Source organism: Streptomyces sp. NPDC107500, assembly GCF_055582785.1.
Window position 1 is genome coordinate 1,235,173 of sequence record NZ_JBVJPF010000001.1, and the last position, 17,654, is coordinate 1,252,826.

Annotated in this window: 19 protein-coding genes; 13 read left to right on the forward strand and 6 right to left on the reverse strand. The window is 70.3% G+C overall.

Annotated elements, in window-relative coordinates:
* Positions 1-2 precede the first annotated feature (2 nt).
* Both tal and tkt read right to left on the reverse strand, forming a co-directional pair.
* Positions 3-1,121, reverse strand: a complete 1,119-nt coding sequence (tal, locus tag ACZ67M_RS05455) for a transaldolase (RefSeq protein ID WP_361361297.1) — start codon at positions 1,119-1,121, stop codon at positions 3-5.
* 34 nt (positions 1,122-1,155) lie between these two features.
* Positions 1,156-3,243 (reverse strand): transketolase, encoded by a 2,088-nt coding sequence (gene tkt / locus ACZ67M_RS05460; protein WP_469849626.1) that lies wholly within the window; start codon positions 3,241-3,243, stop codon positions 1,156-1,158.
* Positions 3,244-3,604: 361 nt separating this feature from the next.
* On the opposite strand from tkt, the gene ACZ67M_RS05465 reads away from it, so the two are divergent.
* The 3 genes from ACZ67M_RS05465 to ACZ67M_RS05475 all read left to right on the forward strand — a co-directional run bounded on the left by ACZ67M_RS05465 (position 3,605) and on the right by ACZ67M_RS05475 (position 6,250).
* On the forward strand, positions 3,605-4,573 hold the full coding sequence (locus tag ACZ67M_RS05465) for a heme o synthase (RefSeq protein WP_373462942.1): 969 nt from the start codon (positions 3,605-3,607) through the stop codon (positions 4,571-4,573).
* A 96-nt stretch (positions 4,574-4,669) separates the two neighbouring features.
* Positions 4,670-5,029: a hypothetical protein gene (locus ACZ67M_RS05470; protein WP_161332850.1), complete on the forward strand. Its 360-nt coding sequence runs from the start codon at positions 4,670-4,672 to the stop codon at positions 5,027-5,029.
* A gap of 84 nt (positions 5,030-5,113) precedes the next feature.
* Complete coding sequence (locus tag ACZ67M_RS05475) at positions 5,114-6,250, forward strand: amidohydrolase family protein (RefSeq protein WP_361365824.1); 1,137 nt, start codon at positions 5,114-5,116, stop codon at positions 6,248-6,250.
* Here ACZ67M_RS05475 and ACZ67M_RS05480 read toward each other — a convergent pair.
* The 4 genes from ACZ67M_RS05480 to ACZ67M_RS05495 form a co-directional block, all read right to left on the reverse strand.
* Positions 6,237-7,247, reverse strand: a complete 1,011-nt coding sequence (locus ACZ67M_RS05480; protein WP_361365827.1) for a COX15/CtaA family protein — start codon at positions 7,245-7,247, stop codon at positions 6,237-6,239. The two genes, ACZ67M_RS05475 and ACZ67M_RS05480, sit on opposite strands and share 14 nt — an antisense overlap.
* A gap of 54 nt (positions 7,248-7,301) precedes the next feature.
* Positions 7,302-8,075: an ABC transporter permease gene (locus ACZ67M_RS05485; RefSeq protein WP_392018420.1), complete on the reverse strand. Its 774-nt coding sequence runs from the start codon at positions 8,073-8,075 to the stop codon at positions 7,302-7,304.
* Positions 8,072-8,995, reverse strand: coding sequence for an ABC transporter ATP-binding protein (locus tag ACZ67M_RS05490; protein WP_125492579.1), 924 nt, complete (start codon positions 8,993-8,995; stop codon positions 8,072-8,074). The genes ACZ67M_RS05485 and ACZ67M_RS05490 overlap by 4 nt, the downstream gene beginning before the upstream one ends.
* Before the next feature lie 122 nt (positions 8,996-9,117).
* Positions 9,118-9,906 (reverse strand): AAC(3) family N-acetyltransferase, encoded by a 789-nt coding sequence (locus ACZ67M_RS05495; RefSeq protein WP_469849629.1) that lies wholly within the window; start codon positions 9,904-9,906, stop codon positions 9,118-9,120.
* 160 nt (positions 9,907-10,066) lie between these two features.
* Between ACZ67M_RS05495 and ACZ67M_RS05500 the strand changes: the two genes are divergently transcribed.
* From ACZ67M_RS05500 to ACZ67M_RS05545, 10 genes are all read left to right on the forward strand, one after another.
* The gene (locus tag ACZ67M_RS05500; RefSeq protein WP_361365839.1) at positions 10,067-10,825 is read left to right on the forward strand and encodes a helix-turn-helix transcriptional regulator; all 759 of its coding nucleotides are present in this window, start codon (positions 10,067-10,069) and stop codon (positions 10,823-10,825) included.
* A complete protein-coding gene (sufB, locus tag ACZ67M_RS05505; protein ID WP_122614852.1) occupies positions 10,822-12,243 on the forward strand; it encodes a Fe-S cluster assembly protein SufB in 1,422 nt (473 codons plus the stop codon). The genes ACZ67M_RS05500 and sufB overlap by 4 nt, the downstream gene beginning before the upstream one ends.
* A 60-nt stretch (positions 12,244-12,303) precedes the next feature.
* Positions 12,304-13,488: a Fe-S cluster assembly protein SufD gene (sufD, locus tag ACZ67M_RS05510; RefSeq protein WP_361365842.1), complete on the forward strand. Its 1,185-nt coding sequence runs from the start codon at positions 12,304-12,306 to the stop codon at positions 13,486-13,488.
* A complete protein-coding gene (locus tag ACZ67M_RS05515) occupies positions 13,485-13,802 on the forward strand; it encodes a non-heme iron oxygenase ferredoxin subunit (RefSeq protein WP_064727285.1) in 318 nt (105 codons plus the stop codon). Before sufD ends, ACZ67M_RS05515 begins: the two co-directional genes overlap by 4 nt.
* Before the next feature lie 7 nt (positions 13,803-13,809).
* Positions 13,810-14,574 carry a Fe-S cluster assembly ATPase SufC gene (sufC, locus tag ACZ67M_RS05520; protein WP_114531887.1) on the forward strand — a complete coding sequence of 255 codons (765 nt, stop codon included), beginning with the start codon at positions 13,810-13,812 and terminating at the stop codon, positions 14,572-14,574.
* Positions 14,571-15,827 carry a cysteine desulfurase gene (locus ACZ67M_RS05525; protein ID WP_361365845.1) on the forward strand — a complete coding sequence of 419 codons (1,257 nt, stop codon included), beginning with the start codon at positions 14,571-14,573 and terminating at the stop codon, positions 15,825-15,827. The genes sufC and ACZ67M_RS05525 overlap by 4 nt, the downstream gene beginning before the upstream one ends.
* Positions 15,828-15,844: 17 nt before the next feature.
* Positions 15,845-16,315 carry a Fe-S cluster assembly sulfur transfer protein SufU gene (sufU, locus tag ACZ67M_RS05530; protein ID WP_122614849.1) on the forward strand — a complete coding sequence of 157 codons (471 nt, stop codon included), beginning with the start codon at positions 15,845-15,847 and terminating at the stop codon, positions 16,313-16,315.
* Positions 16,312-16,644: a metal-sulfur cluster assembly factor gene (locus ACZ67M_RS05535; RefSeq protein WP_064727279.1), complete on the forward strand. Its 333-nt coding sequence runs from the start codon at positions 16,312-16,314 to the stop codon at positions 16,642-16,644. The genes sufU and ACZ67M_RS05535 overlap by 4 nt, the downstream gene beginning before the upstream one ends.
* 95 nt (positions 16,645-16,739) lie before the next feature.
* A complete protein-coding gene (locus ACZ67M_RS05540; protein ID WP_125493823.1) occupies positions 16,740-17,060 on the forward strand; it encodes a DMT family transporter in 321 nt (106 codons plus the stop codon).
* The gene (locus ACZ67M_RS05545) at positions 17,060-17,614 is read left to right on the forward strand and encodes a TetR/AcrR family transcriptional regulator (protein ID WP_469849632.1); all 555 of its coding nucleotides are present in this window, start codon (positions 17,060-17,062) and stop codon (positions 17,612-17,614) included. Before ACZ67M_RS05540 ends, ACZ67M_RS05545 begins: the two co-directional genes overlap by 1 nt.
* The last annotated feature ends 40 nt before the right edge of the window (positions 17,615-17,654 follow it).

Genomic DNA, 17,654 nt, shown 5'->3' on the forward strand with positions numbered 1-17,654 from the left:
TCTCAGCCCTTCGAGGGAGCGAGGCGCTTGAGCTCCGCCTCCGTGGACTTGAGCAGGTCGTTCCAGGACGCCTCGAACTTCTCGACGCCCTCGTCCTCCAGGAGCTGGACCACCTCGTCGTAGGAGATCCCGAGCTTCTCGACCGCGTCGAGTTCGGCACGGGCCTGCTCGTAGGTGCCGGCGACGGTGTCGCCGGTGATCTCGCCGTGGTCCTCGGTGGCCAGCAGGGTGGCCTCCGGCATGGTGTTGACCGTGTTCGGCGCGACCAGGTCGGTGACGTACATGGTGTCGCTGTACGCCTTGTCCTTCACGCCGGTCGACGCCCACAGCGGACGCTGCTTGTTGGCGCCGGCCTTCTCCAGGGCCGCCCAGCGGTCGGTGGAGAACAGCTCCTCGTACGCCTGGTAGGCGAGGCGGGCGTTGGCGACGGCGGCCTTGCCGCGCGCGGCCTTGGCCTCGTCGGTGCCGAGCGCGTCGATCCGCTTGTCGATCTCGGTGTCCACGCGCGACACGAAGAAGGACGCCACGGAGTGGATCTGCGAGAGGTCCAGGCCGCGCTCCCTGGCCTTCTCCAGGCCGGTCTGGAAGGCGTCCATGACCTTGCGGTAGCGCTCCAGCGAGAAGATCAGCGTGACGTTGACGCTGATGCCCAGACCGATGGTCTCGGCGATGGCCGGCAGGCCCGCCTCGGTGGCCGGGATCTTGATGAAGGTGTTCGGCCGGTCCACCAGCCAGGCCAGCTGCTTGGCCTCGGCCACCGTCGCGTGCGTGTTGTGCGCCAGGCGCGGGTCCACCTCGATGGAGACCCGGCCGTCCTTGCCGCCGGTGGAGTCGAAGACGGGGCGCAGGATGTCGGCGGCGTCGCGGACGTCCGCCGTGGTGATCATGCGGATGGCCTCTTCGACCGTGACCCCGCGCACCGCGAGGTCGGCGAGCTGCTGGTCGTAGCCGTCGCCCTGCGAGATCGCCTTCTGGAAGATCGACGGGTTGGTGGTGACGCCCACGACGTGCTGCTGGTCGATCAGCTCGGCGAGGTTGCCGGACGTGATCCGCTTGCGGGACAGGTCGTCCAGCCAGATCGCCACGCCTTCATCGGAGAGGCGCTTGAGTGCGTCTGTCATGGAAATTGCATCTCCTACGTGTCGTATACGGGCGTCAGCGCCGAGCCGCGGCGAGGGATTCCCGCGCGGCGTCGGCCACGTTCTCGGCGGTGAAGCCGAACTCCTTGAAGAGCACCTTGCCGTCGGCCGAGGCACCGAAGTGCTCCAGCGAGACGATGCGGCCGGCGTCTCCCACGTACTTGTGCCACGTCAGGCCGATACCGGCCTCGACCGCGACACGGGCACGCACGGACGGGGGCAGGACGCTGTCCCGGTACCCCTGGTCCTGCTGCTCGAACCACTCGACGGACGGCATCGACACCACGCGCGTGGGCACACCGTCGGCCTGGAGCCGCTCGCGCGCCTCGACGGCGACGTGCACCTCGGAGCCGGTGGCGATGAGCACGACCTCGGCGTCGCCCCCGTCGGCCTCGAACAGGACGTAGCCGCCCTTGGCCGCGTCGTCGTTGGGCTCGTACGTCGGCACGCCCTGGCGGGTCAGCGCCAGACCGTGCGGCTGGCCCTTGCCGAACTCCTTCGTCCAGCGGCGCAGGATCTCGCGCCAGGCGATCGCCGTCTCGTTGGCGTCCGCCGGACGGACCACGTTCAGACCCGGGATGGCGCGCAGCGCGGCCAGGTGCTCGACCGGCTGGTGGGTCGGGCCGTCCTCGCCGAGACCGATGGAGTCGTGCGTCCACACGTACGTCACCGGCAGGTGCATCAGCGCCGACAGGCGGACGGCGTTGCGCATGTAGTCGGAGAAGACCAGGAACGTTCCGCCGTAGATGCGGGTGTTGCCGTGCAGCGCGATGCCGTTCATCTCCGCGGCCATCGCGTGCTCGCGGATGCCGAAGTGGATGGTGCGGCCGTACGGGTCCGCCTCGGGCAGCGGGTTGCCCGCCGGGAGGAAGGAGGACGTCTTGTCGATCGTCGTGTTGTTCGAGCCGGCCAGGTCGGCCGAGCCGCCCCACAGCTCGGGCACGAACGCGCCGAGGGCCTGGAGCACCTTGCCGGACGCGGCGCGGGTGGCGACGCCCTTGCCCGTCTCGAAGACCGGGATCTTCTCCTCCCAGCCCTTGGGCAGCTCACCCTTGGCGACCCGCTCGTACTCGGCGGCGCGGTCGGGGTTGTTGTCCCGCCACTGCTGGAAGGCCTTCTCCCACACGGCACGGGCCGCCTGGCCGCGCTCCAGGGCGCCGCGGGTGTGCTCGATGACCTCGTCGGAGACCTCGAAGGACTTCTCCGGGTCGAAGCCCAGGACGCGCTTGGTGGCCGCGACCTCCTCGTCGCCGAGGGCCGAGCCGTGCGCCGCCTCGGTGTTCTGCGCGTTCGGGGCGGGCCAGGCGATGATCGAGCGCATGGCGATGAAGGACGGCCGGTCGGTGACCTTCTTCGCCGCCTCGATGGCGTCGTAGAGCGCGTTCGGGTCCAGGTCCCCGTCCGGCTTCGGGGCGACGCGCTGCACGTGCCAGCCGTACGCCTCGTAGCGCTTGCAGGTGTCCTCGGAGACGGCGGTCTCGGTGTCACCCTCGATGGAGATGTGGTTGTCGTCCCAGAGCAGGACCAGGTTGCCGAGCTTCTGGTGGCCCGCGAGGGAGGACGCCTCGGAGGAGATGCCCTCCTGGAGGCAGCCGTCACCGGCGATGCAGTAGATGAAGTGGTCGAACGGGGAGGTGCCCTCGGCGGCCTCCGGGTCGAACAGGCCGCGCTCGTAGCGGGCGGCCATCGCCATGCCCACCGCGTTGGCGACACCCTGGCCCAGCGGGCCGGTCGTCGTCTCCACGCCCGTGGTGTGGCCGTACTCCGGGTGCCCGGGGGTCTTGGAGCCCCAGGTGCGGAAGGACTCCAGGTCCGCCAGCTCCAGGCCGAAGCCGGCCAGGTACAGCTGGGTGTAGAGGGTCAGGGACGAGTGGCCGGCGGACAGCACGAAGCGGTCGCGTCCGACCCAGTTCGCGTCGGCGGGGTCGTGCCGCATCACCTTCTGGAAGAGGGTGTAGGCGGCGGGCGCCAGGCTCATCGCCGTACCCGGATGGCCGTTGCCAACCTTCTGTACGGCATCGGCGGCCAGGACGCGGGCGGTGTCCACGGCCCGCTGGTCCAGTTCGGTCCACTCGAGGTCTGTGGTGGTCGGCTTGGTGCTCACCCTGAGTCAGGGCTCCTCTCCACATGTCGGATGCCGGTGCACGTGGGCGCCCACCGGCTGCCGGCGCGTCCGTGAGATCGGCCGGCCGCTGTCGAGCCTACCCCCGTAAGTACGTGCGTTTTTCCGCTGGAATCCAGACTGCCGGGACTCTTCTCGATCCGCCTGTCGACTGGGCGAAACCGCATTCGGCATGTGAATACGGCGCCGCTCATCTGACTGCTCAATCGACTCTCCGAACGCACGTCGGAGCACCCCTTCCAACACGACCCCACCCCGGCGAAGGCCGAGGTATGGGCAACGTCTAAAGTGGCGTGGTACGCGCGAGCCTTTACCGCCACTTCACACGGTCGGGCTTGCTGGGATGTCTCTGTCAGGGGTGTGCGTGACGGCCGTTGAATCCCGTCCTGCGGGGGTAATCGGGACGAGCCAGAGCCCGAGTCACCGGCCGTTCGGGGCCCGTGTCAAGGCGTTCGTGGCGCTGACCAAGCCGCGGATCATCGAGCTTCTGCTGATCACCACGGTTCCGGTGATGTTCCTCGCCGAACAGGGTGTTCCGGATCTGGGGCTGGTGCTGCTGACCTGCGTCGGCGGTTACCTCTCGGCCGGCGGCGCGAACGCGCTGAACATGTACATCGACCGCGACATCGACGCGTTGATGGACCGCACCTCGCAGCGCCCCCTGGTGACCGGCATGGTCAGCCCGGTGGAATGCCTCGTCTTCGGCATCACCCTGGCCGTCGTCTCCACCCTGCTGTTCGGCCTCACCGTCAACTGGCTGTCGGCCTGGCTCTCCCTCGGCGCGCTCCTCTTCTATGTGGTCGTCTACACGATGATCCTCAAGCGCCGCACCTCGCAGAACATCGTCTGGGGCGGCATCGCCGGCTGCCTGCCGGTGCTCATCGGCTGGTCGGCCGTGACCAACTCGATGTCCTGGGCGCCGATCATCCTCTTCGGGGTGATGTTCTTCTGGACGCCGCCGCACTACTGGCCGCTGTCCATGAAGGTGAAGGAGGACTACGCGCGCGTGGGCGTGCCGATGCTCCCCGTCATCGCCTCCAACAAGGTGGTCGCACGGCAGATCGTCATCTACAGCTGGGTGATGGTCGTGGTGTCGCTGCTGCTGACCCCGCTGGGCTACACCGGCTGGTTCTACACGGCCGTCGCCCTGCTGGCGGGCGGCATGTGGCTGTGGGAGGCGCACGGTCTCCAGAACCGTGCCAAGGCCGAGGTCACGGGCGGCAAGCTCAAGGAGATGCGGCTCTTCCACTGGTCCATCACCTACGTGTCGGTGCTGTTCCTCGCGATCGCGGTGGACCCCTTCCTGCGCTGAGGCCCCCGGGGGCCGTGTCCGACGGGCGGGGTGCGTGGCCAAGGCCACGCACCCCGCCCGTCGCCGTTCGATCTACCCGTCGGTAGCATCCTGCTCATGGCAGACACGCAGCAGGTGGACACGCAGCAGGGGGACCCGAAGGCCGACCGGCGCGCCGAGCGCCGGGTGGCGCGCCTCGCCCGGTCGATCGACTCCTTCTCCAAGGCGCACGGCGGCGCCGAGGCCCAGGTGGCCTACCTCGGTGAGCGCGGCGCCCGGATCGTCCTCGTGGGCGAGGACGGCGCCTGGGGAGACCTGGTCGCGCGCTCCCACGAGACGGCCCGGCAGGCCGTGGAGAAGTCCGGACTCACCGTCCACGAGGACTTCGACGGCGAGTTCGCCGCGAAGGTGACGACGGGCCGCTACGAGTGGTCGCGCATGGCCGGCATCCAGGTCGGCGGCCCGAGCAACACCTGAGACCGGGTTCACCCGTTAGGACCGTAGGAAGCCGTACGGCGCACGAGCCGTGACGGCCCGCGGTCCCGTCACGGGGGAGTCCGGATGATCGAAACGCCGTCCCTGGTGGACCAGTACTGCCACGGCGTCCTGAGAACGGAGCTGGGCCTCGGCACCTTCGAGGCCCAGCTGGCCCGCACCGAGGGTCCGCCCGCGCCGGGCACCACCCTCTTCGACACCCAGACCGGCTTCGCGGTACGCCGCTGGTGCCCGCCCCTGCTCGGCCTGGAACCGCACTGCCCGCCCGCCCGCTACCTGGCCCGGCGCCGGGAGCTGGGCGTCATGGAGGCCGACCGCAGGCTGCTGCGCGGCAGCGGCATCACCACCTACCTGGTGGACGCGGGGCTGCCCGGCGACCTGACCGGACCGGGGGAGATGGCGTCCGCGGCGGACGCCGACACCCACGAGATCGTGCGCCTCGAACTGCTGGCCGAGCAGGTCGCCGACACCTCCGGCACCGTCGAGTCCTTCCTCGCCAATCTCGCCGAGGCGGTCCACGGGGCCGCCGCGGGCGCGGTCGCCTTCACCTCCGTCGCGGGCGTACGGCACGGACTCGCGCTCGCCCCCGAACCGCCCGGCCCCGGCGAGGTGCGCGGGGCCGCCGGGCGCTGGCTGAGCGGGCGCGAGGTGGGCGGGGAACTGAGCGACCCGGTGCTGCTGCGGCACCTGCTCTGGATCGCCGTCGCCTCCGGACTGCCGCTCCAGCTGCACGCGGGCCTCGGCGAGCCGGGCCTGCGCATCGACCGCACCGACCCGGTCCTGCTCACGGACTTCGTCCGGGCCACCGCGGGTCTCGGCACCGACCTGGTCCTCCTGCACGGCTACCCGTACCACCGCCACGCCGCCCACCTGGCGGGCGTCTTCCCGCACGTCTACGCCGACTCCGGCGCCGCGCTGGTGCGCACCGGCGCCCGCGCCGCGACGGTGCTCGCGGAGATCCTGGAGCTGGCCCCGTTCGGCAAGATCCTGTTCTCCAGCGGCGCCCAGGGCCTGCCCGAGCTGCACGTGGTGGCCGCCCGCCTGTTCCGCGAGGCCCTCGGCCGGGTGCTGGGCACCTGGGTGGCCGAGGGGGCGTGGTGCCTGGGGGACGCGCAGCGGGTGGCCGCCATGATCGCGTCGGGGAACGCGGGCCGGGTCTACGGCCTGGAACCGGTCCCGGCGGGCGCGGTCAGGCCCGGCTGAGCGTCGCCTCCGCCGAGGGGCCGGGCACGCCGGCCGCCGGCTCGCACGCCCGCTCGCGCAGCGCCAGCACCACCCGAAGGACGCCGATCCACACCAGGCACGAGCCGAGCATGTGCAGCCCGACCAGGACCTCGGGCAGGTCGGTGAAGTACTGGACGTAGCCGATGACGCCCTGGGCCAGCAGCACCAGGAACAGGTCGCGGGTACGGGACAGCGGCCCCTTGGGCGCGTCCACGGCCTTCAGCACGAACCACAGGGCGAACGTCAGCGTCACCACGATCCACGCCAGCACGGCGTGCGCCTTGCTCACCGTCTCCCAGTCGACCGGCATCCGCTCGACCTCGCTGGAGTCGCCCGCGTGCGGACCGGCGCCGGTGACGACCGTGCCGACCGCGATCAGCAGTACGGAGACGACGGTCAGCACCCACACCATCTGCTGCACGGGCTTGCCGACCAGGGGCCGCGGTGCCGCGTCGCCCTCCCGGGTGCGCTGCCACATCACGGTCGCGACCGCGATCAGCGCGCTGGACAGCAGGAAGTGCGCCGCGACCGTGTACGGGTTGAGACCGACCAGGACCACGATGCCGCCGAGGATCGCGTTGCCCATCACGATCCAGAACTGCGCCCAGCCCAGCCGGGTCAGCGAGCGCCGGAACGGCTTCTGCGACCGCGCGGCGATGATCGCCCAGCCGACCGCCGCGCACAGCACGTACGTCAGCATGCGGTTGCCGAACTCGATGACGCCGTGGACGCCCATCTCGCTGGTGTTGGTGAGCGAGTCGTCGGTGCACTTGGGCCAGGTCGGGCAGCCGAGGCCCGAGCCGGTCAGGCGCACCGCGCCGCCGGTGACCACGATGACCACCGACATGATCAGGGCGACGAGGGCCGCCCGCCGGACCGTCCGGGGATCCGGGGTCCAGCGCGCGGCGATGAAGGCGAGCGGGTTGCGCACGGCGGCTGCGGCGTCGGCGCGGGTCACGTTTGGCACGCCGTCCATCGTAGGGGTCCGCTTGTGCACGCTTTCACGAGGGTCCGTCCGGGGCGCACGGTCCTACTCCCAGCGGAAGAACTTCCCGGCGGCCGCGAGTCCCGCGACCGCCCACACGGCGAGGACCGCCAGGTTCCCCCACGGCATCCCGGCACCGTGCTGGAGCACGTCGCGCAGCCCGTCCGACAGGGCGGAGATGGGCAGCAGCCCCAGCACGTCCTGCGCGGCGTCCGGGAACCTGTCCAGCGGCACGATCACCCCGCCGCCCACGAGCAGCAGCAGGAAGACCAGGTTGGCGGCGGCCAGCGTGGCCTCCGCCTTCAGCGTGCCCGCCATGAGCAGCCCGAGCCCGGAGAAGGCGGCGGTGCCCGCGACCAGGAGCAGCAGCACGGCCGCCGGGTTGCCGTGCGGCGACCAGCCCAGCGCGAAGGCGATCACCGTCAGCAGGACGATCTGGAGCACCTCGGTGACCAGCACCGACACCGTCTTCGCGGCCATCAGGGCCCAGCGGGGCAGCGGCGAGGCGGCCAGCCGCTTCAGCACCCCGTACCGGCGTTCGAAGCCGGTGGCGATGGCCTGCCCGGTGAACGCCGTGGACATGACGGCGAGGGCGAGCACGCCGGGGGCGAGGAAGTCGACCGCCTCCTCGGTGCCGGTGTCGACGATGTCCACGGTGCTGAACAGGACGAGCAGCAGCGTCGGGATGATCACCGTCAGCAGCAGCTGCTCGCCGTTGCGCAGCAGCATTCTCGTCTCCAGCGCCGCCTGCGCCGCGATCATCCGTCCGAGGGGCGCGGCACCGGGCTTCGGTGCGTACGTACCGGTCGTGGTGGTCATCCGCGCAGCTCCTTGCCGGTCAGCTCCAGGAACACGTCCTCCAGGGTGTGCCGCTCCACCGAGATGCGGTCCGGCATCACCCCGTGCTGGGCGCACCAGGAGGTCACCGTCGCCAGCAGCTGCGGGTCGACCTTGCCGACGACGCGGTAGGAGCCCGGCGTCAGCTCAGCCGCCGCCGAGTCCGGGGGCAGCGCCTTGAGGAGGGAGGCCACGTCCAGTCCCGGCCGGCCGGTGAACCGCAGGGTGTTCTCGGCGCCGCCGCGGCACAGCTGCTCGGGCGATCCCTGGGCGATGACCCGGCCCGCGTCGATGATGGCGACGTCGTCGGCCAGCTGCTCGGCCTCGTCCATGTGGTGGGTGGTGAGGATGACGGAGACGCCGTCGCCGCGCAGGTCCCGCACCAGGTCCCAGGTGGCGCGGCGGGCCTGGGGGTCCAGGCCGGCCGTCGGCTCGTCCAGGAACACCAGCTCCGGACGTCCGACCACCGCCATCGCCAGGGCGAGCCGCTGCTGCTGCCCGCCGGAGAGCCTGCGGTACGTGGTCCGGCCGCACGAGCCCAGGCCGAGCCGCTCGATCAGCGCGTCGACGTCCAGCGGGTGGGCGTGCAGTCTCGCGACGTGGCGCAGCATCTCGTCGGCCCGGGCGCCGGAGTAGACGCCGCCGGACTGGAGCATCACCCCGATCCGGGGCCGCAGCTCGGCGCCCTGCCGCACCGGGTCCAGGCCCAGGACGCGCACCGTCCCGGAGTCCGGTCTGCGGTATCCCTCACAGGTCTCGACGGTCGTCGACTTGCCCGCTCCGTTGGGGCCGAGTACGGCGGTGACGCCCGCCCCGGCCACCAGGTCCAGGCCGTCCACCGCGGTCTTCGTGCCGTACCGCTTCACCAGGGCCTGCACCTGGACCACGGGCTCGCTTCGCATGGGTCACGAGTCTAGGTAGACGGCGCGGCGCCCGGGCGCGGGGGTGCGGGATCTCCCCCGCACGGGGCGGGAGCGGTGCGTTTCCGGGCCGTCGGTCGCGGGGGCGGTGCGTATCCGTGCCGTCAGTCGCGGGGGCGGTGCATCGGCAGCCACCGTTCGGCGTAGGCGACCGCGTCCGGCAGGGGGAACAGGCGTGCGAGGGCCGCGCCGATGGTGCCGCGGGCGACCGGCCGGTCGCGTTCGAAGTCGTGGCCGAGTTCGTCGAAGCGGTCCGACGTGATCGACACCTCGGTCACCCGTTCCCAGCCCACCGGCCCCGGGCGCCCCACCTCCACCAGAGGAGAGGGGGTCCGGTATTCGGCCAGATGGAAGGCGGTGCACGCCTCGTAGCCCGCGCCGAGCAGCAGGACCCGGGCGCCGAGCCGTTCCAGCGTGGCCAGCGGGCTTCGCTCGCCGAGCCGGCAGTCGGTCGCGTGGCCCTCGACCACCTCGGCGGCGCGTGCCCCGAGGGCCGCGAACGAGGTCTGCGGATGTGCGCTGCGCAGGGCGCCGGGCCAGGTGCGCACGGTTTCCGGGACCACCCCGACGCCGCGCGAGGGCGTGATCAGCGGGTCGTAGGCGGGTGTCGCGGTGCGTACGGTGTCCCACCACTCCTCGGGAACCGGAGGGCTGGTCCACAGGGCCGGGTCCGACAGGTCACCCGTCTGCGTCGGGACCACCAGCGTGCCGGCCGGACCGAGGACGTCGAGCAGTCCCTGGACCGCCGCGACCGGCCCTCCGCAGACCCAGCCGAGTGAGCTGAGGGAGGTGTGCGCGAGGAGCGTGTCGCCGGTCCGCACACCCAGGTCGCGCAGTCCCGCCGCGATGGTGCCGCGGGTGACGAGTGGGCCGGTCGGAGGGGGTGTGGGCATGCCGGGGAGTGTCCCGCAGGCCCGCTCGGAACGCCACCGGATTGATCGATCAAAGATCGTTTCCGCAGGTCAGATTAGGTATACCTAAGTGACGCAGGGCACCGTAGGAAGATCCGGACGCGGCTTGCCCGCCTCCGAGGAATTACGCAACAATGGCGTTGTGAAAAACGTTGGCGAGGCTCCGCAGGAGGAACTCGCGACCGGTGAGCGGTCCACCCGCAACCGTGTCGCGCGCTCCATCCTGGACCACGGGCCGTCGACGGTCGCCGAACTCGCCGGGCGCCTGGGACTCACCCAGGCGGCGGTCCGGCGCCACCTCGACGCCCTGGTCGCCGACGACGTGGTCGAGGCACGCGAGCAGCGGGTCTACGGCACGCGCACGCGTGGACGCCCCGCCAAGGTCTTCGCGCTCACCGACTGCGGCCGCGACGCCTTCGACCAGTCGTACGACAAGCTGGCCGGGGACGCCCTGCGCTGGATCGCCGAGCGGGAGGGCGGGGAGCAGGCGATCGCCGCCTTCGCCCGGGCCCGGATCGCCGCCCAGGGCGGCGCCTACCGCGAGGCGGTCGAGTCCGCCCCGCCCGAGGAGCGCACCGAAGCCCTGGCCAGGGCCCTCAGTGCGGACGGGTACGCTGCTACCGCGCGGAGCGCACCCCATCCGCAGCAGGGCGAGCAGCTGTGCCAGCACCACTGCCCGGTCGCCCACGTCGCAGAGCAGTTTCCGCAGCTGTGCGAGGCGGAGACGGAATTTTTCGCCGAGCTGCTCGGTACGCATGTACAGCGGCTCGCGACCATCGCGCACGGCGACGGGGTCTGCACCACCTTCATTCCGAAGACCTCGCACGCGCCGCCCGCGGCGCACACGTCCAAGAACACCGCTAACGCATCCGCAAGCACGGCCGGGAGGAACCCCGCATGACTCTCCCCACGGAGACTGCCCACCCCGAGCTCGAGGGCCTGGGCAAGTACGAATACGGCTGGGCCGACTCCGACACGGCCGGCGCCTCTGCCAAGCGCGGCATCAACGAGGACGTCGTCCGCGACATCTCCGCGAAGAAGAACGAGCCGGAGTGGATGACCAAGCTCCGCCTCAAGGGCCTGCGCCTCTTCGAGAAGAAGCCCATGCCGAACTGGGGCTCGGACCTGTCGGGCATCGACTTCGACAACATCAAGTACTTCGTGCGCTCCACGGAGAAGCAGGCGGAGTCCTGGGAGGACCTGCCCGAGGACATCAAGAACACCTACGACAAGCTCGGCATCCCCGAGGCGGAGAAGCAGCGCCTCGTCGCCGGTGTCGCCGCGCAGTACGAGTCGGAGGTCGTCTACCACCAGATCCGCGAGGACCTGGAGGAGCAGGGCGTCATCTTCCTGGACACCGACACGGCCCTGAAGGAGCACCCGGAGCTCTTCAAGGAGTACTTCGGCACCGTCATCCCCGTCGGCGACAACAAGTTCGCCTCGCTGAACAGCGCGGTGTGGTCCGGCGGCTCCTTCATCTACGTGCCGAAGGGCGTGCACGTCGAGATCCCGCTCCAGGCCTACTTCCGTATCAACACGGAGAACATGGGCCAGTTCGAGCGGACCCTGATCATCGTCGACGAGGGTGCCTACGTGCACTACGTCGAGGGCTGCACGGCGCCGATCTACAAGAGCGACTCGCTGCACTCCGCCGTGGTCGAGATCATCGTCAAGAAGAACGCCCGCTGCCGCTACACGACCATCCAGAACTGGTCGAACAACGTCTACAACCTGGTCACCAAGCGCGCCGTGGCGTACGAGGGCGCGACCATGGAGTGGATCGACGGCAACATCGGCTCCAAGGTGACGATGAAGTACCCGGCCGTCTACCTGATGGGCGAGCACGCCAAGGGCGAGACCCTGTCCATCGCCTTCGCGGGCGAGGGCCAGCACCAGGACGCCGGCTCCAAGATGGTCCACATGGCGCCGAACACCTCGTCCAACATCGTCTCGAAGTCCGTGGCGCGCGGCGGCGGCCGTACGTCCTACCGCGGTCTCGTCGAGATCGGCGAGGGCGCCCACGGCTCCAAGTCGAACGTGCTGTGCGACGCGCTGCTCGTCGACACCATCTCCCGCTCCGACACGTACCCCTACGTGGACGTCCGCGAGGACGACGTGTCCATGGGCCACGAGGCGACCGTCTCCAAGGTCTCCGAGGACCAGCTCTTCTACCTGATGAGCCGCGGTCTGACCGAGTTCGAGGCGATGGCGATGATCGTGCGCGGCTTCGTCGAGCCGATCGCGAAGGAGCTGCCCATGGAGTACGCCCTCGAGCTCAACCGGCTGATCGAGCTGCAGATGGAAGGCGCGGTCGGCTGAGGCCCGTCCTTCGCAGCACTCCCCGATTTCTTGACGCAGGAAGAGAGCAGACCGACAGCCATGGCTGAGGCTCAGAACATCCCCGTGGGGTCCACCACCGCGGGCCAGATCGCGGTGGCCGCCGAGTCGACCGTCGCCACGCGCATGAGCGCGCCCGCGTCCTTCGACGTGGCGGACTTCCCGGTCCCCCACGGCCGCGAGGAGGAGTGGCGGTTCACGCCGCTGGAGCGGCTGCGCGGGCTGCACGACGGCACCGCGGTCGCCACCGGCGACGGCGTGAAGGTCGACGTCGACGCGCCCGAGGGCGTGGTCGTCGAGACCGTCGGCCGCGACGACGCGCGCATCGGCCGGGCCGGCACCCCGGTGGACCGGGTCGCCGCCCAGGCGTACTCCGCGTTCGAGAAGGCGGGTGTGATCACCGTCCCCAAGGAGACGGTCCTCACCGAGCCGATCCGCATCGCCGTGCACGGCGACGGCGGCACCGCCTACGCCCACCAGGTCGTCGAGCTGGGCGCCTTCGCCGAGGCCGTCGTCGTCATCGACCACACCGGTGACGCCGTGCTCGCCGCCAACGTCGACTACGTCCTGGGCGACGGCGCCAAGCTGACCGTCGTCTCCGTCCAGGACTGGGACGACAAGGCCGTGCACGTCGGTCAGCACAACGCGCTGATCGGCCGGGACGCCGGCTTCAAGTCCTTCGTCGTCACCTTCGGCGGCGACCTGGTCCGGCTGCACCCGCGCGTCGCCTACGCGGGACCCGGCGGCGAGGCCGAGCTGTTCGGCCTGTACTTCACCGACGCCGGCCAGCACCAGGAGCACCGCCTCCTGGTCGACCACAACGTCCCGCACTGCAAGTCCAACGTCGTCTACAAGGGCGCGCTCCAGGGCGACGACGCGCACGCGGTCTGGATCGGCGACGTGCTGATCGAGGCCGCGGCCGAGGGCACCGACACCTACGAGATGAACCGCAACCTCGTCCTCACGGACGGCGCGCGGGTCGACTCGGTGCCCAACCTGGAGATCGAGACCGGCGAGATCGTCGGCGCCGGCCACGCCTCCGCCACCGGCCGCTTCGACGACGAGCAGCTCTTCTACCTGATGGCGCGCGGCATCCCCGAGATCGACGCCCGCCGCCTGGTGGTCCGCGGCTTCTTCGCCGAACTGGTCCAGCAGATCGGTGTCCCGGACATCGAGGAGCGCCTGATCGCCAAGATCGAGGAAGAGCTGGAGGCGTCGGTCGCATGACCTTCGTACGCGTCTGCGGAGCGGACGAGCTGGAGGAGGACACCCCCAAGAGGGTGGAACTCGACGGCACGCCGATCTCCGTCGTGCACACCGAGGGCGAGCTGTTCGCGATCCACGACATCTGCTCGCACGCGAACGTCTCACTGGCCGAGGGCGAGGTCGACGACTGCCACATCGAGTGCTGGCTGCACGGCTCGCGCTTCGACCTCCGTTCCGGCAAGCCCGACAGTCTTCCGGCGACGCGCCCCGTCCCCGTTTACCCCGTAAAGATCGAAGGGGACGACGTGCTCGTCTCCCTCACCCAGGAGTCCTGAGGCACCCATGGCAACGCTTGAAATCCGAGACCTGCACGTCACCGTCGAGGCCGACAACGCCACGAAGGAGATCCTCAAGGGCGTCGACCTGACCGTGAAGCAGGGCGAGACGCACGCCATCATGGGCCCGAACGGCTCCGGCAAGTCGACCCTCGCCTACTCCCTCGCGGGTCACCCCAAGTACACGATCACCAGCGGCACCGTCCTGCTCGACGGCGAGGACGTCCTGGAGATGTCCGTCGACGAGCGCGCCCGCGCCGGCCTCTTCCTCGCCATGCAGTACCCGGTCGAGGTCCCCGGCGTCTCGGTCTCCAACTTCCTGCGCACCTCCGCCACCGCCGTCCGCGGCGAGGCCCCCAAGCTGCGCACCTGGGTGAAGGAGGTCAAGGAGGCCATGCAGAACCTCAACATGGACCCCGCCTTCGCCGAGCGCAACGTCAACGAGGGCTTCTCCGGCGGTGAGAAGAAGCGCCACGAGATCCTCCAGCTGGAGCTGCTCAAGCCGAAGGTCGCGATCCTCGACGAGACCGACTCCGGCCTCGACGTCGACGCCCTGCGGGTCGTCTCCGAGGGCGTCAACCGCGTCCGCGAGACCGGTGAGGTCGGCACCCTGCTGATCACCCACTACACGCGCATCCTGCGCTACATCAAGCCCGACCACGTCCACGTCTTCGCCAACGGCCGGATCGCCGAGTCCGGCGGCCCCGAGCTGGCCGACAAGCTCGAGGCCGAGGGCTACGAGGCATACACGAAGGGTGGCGCATCCGAGTGACACAGCTGCCGGGCCTCCTCGACACTGAGGCGATCCGCAAGGACTTCCCCATCCTGGACCGCCAGGTCCACGACGGGCGCAAGCTCGTGTACCTGGACAACGCGGCGACCAGCCAGAAGCCGCGACAGGTGCTGGACGCGCTCAGCGAGTACTACGAGCGCTACAACGCCAACGTCCACCGCGGTGTGCACGTCCTCGCCGAGGAGGCCACGGCGCTGTACGAGGGCGCGCGCGACAAGGTCGCGGAGTTCATCAACGCGCCCTCGCGGGACGAGGTGATCTTCACCAAGAACGCCTCGGAGTCCCTGAACCTCGTCGCCAACATGCTGGGCTGGGCCGACGAGCCGTACCGCGTGGACCACGAGACCGAGATCGTCATCACGGAGATGGAGCACCACTCCAACATCGTGCCGTGGCAGCTGCTCGCGCAGCGCACCGGCGCGAAGCTCCGCTGGTTCGGCCTGACCGACGACGGCCGCCTCGACCTGTCCAACATCGACGAGGTCATCACCGAGAAGACGAAGATCGTCTCCTTCGTGCTGGTCTCCAACATCCTGGGCACCCAGAACCCGGTCGAGGCGATCGTGCGCCGCGCCCAGGAGGTCGGCGCGCTCGTGTGCGTCGACGCCTCCCAGGCCGCGCCGCACATGCCGCTGGACGTACAGGCCCTCCAGGCCGACTTCGTGGCCTTCACCGGCCACAAGATGTGCGGCCCGACGGGCATCGGCGTCCTGTGGGGCCGCCAGGAGCTGCTGGAGGACCTCCCGCCGTTCCTCGGCGGCGGCGAGATGATCGAGACCGTCTCGATGCACTCCTCGACGTACGCCCCGGCGCCGCACAAGTTCGAGGCGGGCACGCCCCCGGTCGCGCAGGCGGTCGGTCTGGGCGCGGCGATCGACTACTTGCAGTCGATCGGCATGGACAGGATCCTTGCGCACGAGCACGCGCTGACCGAGTACGCGGTCAAGCGGTTGCTGGACGTCCCCGACCTGCGCATCATCGGCCCCACCACGGCCGAGGAGCGCGGCGCGGCGATCAGCTTCACGCTCGGCGACATCCACCCCCACGACGTGGGCCAGGTCCTCGACGAGCAGGGCATCGCGGTCCGGGTCGGCCACCACTGCGCCCGCCCCGTCTGCCTGCGCTACGGAATTCCTGCGACCACGCGAGCGTCGTTCTATCTGTACTCCACGCCGGCCGAGATCGACGCACTGGTCGACGGCCTGGAGCACGTACGGAACTTCTTCGGCTGACGGGACGAGCGAAGAGCATGAAGCTGGACTCCATGTACCAGGAAGTCATCCTGGACCACTACAAGCACCCGCACGGGCGGGGCTTGCGGGATGGCGACGCCGAGGTCCACCACGTCAACCCGACATGCGGCGACGAGATCACCCTCCGCGTGAAGTACGACGGCACGACGATCAGTGACGTCAGCTACGAGGGCCAGGGCTGCTCGATCAGCCAGGCGAGCGCCTCCGTGCTGAACGACCTGCTGGTCGGCAAGGACCTCGCCCAGGCGCAGCGGATCCAGGAGACCTTCCTGGAGCTGATGCAGTCCAAGGGCAGGATCGAGCCCGACGACGAGATGGAGGAGGTCCTGGAGGACGCGGTCGCGTTCGCCGGGGTCTCGAAGTACCCGGCCCGGGTCAAGTGCGCCCTGCTGAGCTGGATGGCCTGGAAGGACGCGACGGCCCAGGCGCTGGACGTCGCCGACGCCGAGAAGGAGACGACGGCATGACTGAGACCGTGGAAATGAAGCCTGCCTCCGAGGAGGAGGTCCGCGAGGCCCTGCTGGACGTGGTGGACCCCGAGCTGGGCATCGACGTCGTCAACCTGGGCCTGATCTACGGCGTCCACATCGACGACGCGAACATCGCGACCATCGACATGACCCTGACGTCGGCGGCCTGCCCGCTGACGGACGTGATCGAGGACCAGGCCAAGTCCGCCACGGACGGCCTCGTCAGCGAGCTGCGCATCAACTGGGTCTGGATGCCGCCGTGGGGTCCGGACAAGATCACGGACGACGGCCGCGAGCAGCTGCGGGCGCTCGGCTTCAACGTCTGAGACGGTCTGAGCCGCACCGCATTCCAGAACGGCGACGCCCATCGGGCGTCGCCGTTCTCGTGTCGTCGGGCCCTGCGTTATGTACGCTCGTACACATGGGATATCTGCTCCTGGCCGGAGCCATCGCCGCCGAGGTCGCCGGAACCACCGCCATGAAGTACAGCGAGGGCTTCAGCAGGCTGGTCCCCTCGCTGCTGACGGCGCTCGGGTACGTGCTCTCCTTCGCGCTGCTCGCGCAGACCCTGAAGGTGCTGTCCGTCGGCACCGCGTACGCCATCTGGGCGGGCGTGGGCACGGCCGCCATCGCCACGATCGGGGTGGCGTTCATGGGGGAGGGGATGACGCTCACCAAGGCCGCCGGGATCGCGCTGATCATCATCGGGGTCGTCGTCCTCAATCTGGGCGGCGCCCACTGATGTCCCGCCGCTACGACCCCGAGCGGCGCCAGCGCCTCATCGACGCGGCGATCCGGGTGGTCGGCCGCAAGGGCATCGCCGGCCTCAGCCACCGCACGGCCGCCGCCGAGGCGGACGTACCGCTGGGGTCGACGACGTACCACTTCGCGACCCTGGACGAGCTGCTGGTCGCCGCCCTGCGCCAGGCCAACGAGGGCTTCGCCAAGGTCGTGGCCGCGCACCCGGGCCTGTCCGACCCCGACGCCGACCTGCCGGGCGAACTGGCCCGCGTGCTCGGCGACTGGCTGGCCGGCGACCGCACGGGCGTGGAACTGGAGTACGAGCTGTACCTGGCCGCGCTGCGCCGCCCCGCTCTGCGTCCGGTGGCGGCGGAGTGGGCCGAGGGCGTCGCCGGCCTGCTCTCCCACCGCACGGACCCGCTCACGGCGCGGGCGCTGGTCGCGCTGATGGACGGCGTCTGCCTCCAGGTGCTGCTGACGGACACGCCGTACGACGAGGAGTACACCCGGGAGGTCCTGGCCCGGCTGATCCCGCCGACCCCACCGGGCCGGTGACCGCGGGGCGAGACGGCCGCGGGGTCGGCTCGCATCGGTG